Source organism: Vibrio sp. 2134-1, from assembly GCF_033339495.1.
Genome location: NZ_JAWOUS010000117.1, coordinates 1 through 1,124 on the forward strand (window position 1 = coordinate 1; position 1,124 = coordinate 1,124).

A 1,124-nucleotide genomic window follows, 5' to 3' on the forward strand; every position below is an offset into this window, starting at 1 on the left:
AAAAGTTGGGTTGAATTTTTTGTTGTGAATCAAATACTCAGCGATCGGGTAGGCATATAAACCAATCGCAAAGTGGGCTACGCGATCAAAATTGTTTCTCTCTGATCCAATTAGGTTATTGAACCAATCAAACGGCACTTCAGCGAAGGTGTATTTCGCGCCAATGGTGTGTAGGCACAACCAAATAAACATCAAAAGGTAAGCGGTGTTGCTGAACTGGTAGCGAATCGAAATCGCCCAAATCGCAATGAGAATACCAATCGCCGGAATGATTTCAGCAAACCAGACAGCACGCGAGCTAGGTTCTAATGCTGAAAATAAAAAAACGATGGCGTAAAAAATCGTCAATCCCAATAGTGTAGAAGTGCTTTTCATAGGGTTAGTTGATCCTTCAATTGATTTTTTAGAGCGTACAAGCATCGAGTTAAACCGTTTATATCTCTGTTTGTAATGCGTTAACAATGATTACACTTAATTGAACGGTGTGCAATTGTTTATTTTTATTGGTCAATTATTAACTAAACATGTTGAATTATTAGCGAACTGCTCAATATTAAAACGTTTGCGCGTGCACATTTCATTAAAGTTTGATTTACAACATGCCCATCCATAGAATCCATGATTCAGTCTAATAAAAAAGAAGTAAAGCCATGAAACTGGAAACTGTCGATTATCTTGCTGACGATGCTGCTCAACAGTTCGTTACCTCTCTACGCGAAACGGGGTTCGGTGTGTTGAAAAACCACCCGATTCCACAAGAGCTTGTAGAGTCAATTTACAAAAACTGGCATGAGTTTTTCTGTTCAGATCAAAAGAATGATTTTCACTTTAACGTAGACACCCAAGATGGCTACTTCCCACCTTCTGTGTCTGAAGTGGCGAAAGGGCACAAAGTGAAAGACATCAAAGAGTACTTTCATGTTTACCCTTGGGGGCAGATCCCAGAGCAGCTTAAAGCTGAAATCTTAGAGTACTACGAGCGTGCCAATGCATTTGCTCAAGAGCTATTAGGTTGGGTTGAAGCGTACGCACCTAAGGACGTTCAAGAGAAGTTCTCTATCGCGTTGTCAGAAATGATCAATAACAGTGACAAAACATTACTACGCGTGCTTCACTACCCACCG

General features: G+C 40.4%; 2 protein-coding genes. One reads left to right on the forward strand and one right to left on the reverse strand.

Annotation, left to right across the window (positions count from 1 at the left end):
• On the reverse strand, positions 1 to 375 hold a 375-nt coding region (locus R7R78_RS24265; RefSeq protein ID WP_225474392.1), incomplete at its 3' end, for a DUF2238 domain-containing protein.
• A gap of 275 nt (positions 376 to 650) precedes the next feature.
• On the opposite strand from R7R78_RS24265, the gene R7R78_RS24270 reads away from it, so the two are divergent.
• A partial coding sequence (locus tag R7R78_RS24270; RefSeq protein WP_225474393.1) for a 2-oxoglutarate and iron-dependent oxygenase domain-containing protein occupies positions 651 to 1,124 on the forward strand: 474 nt, incomplete at its 3' end.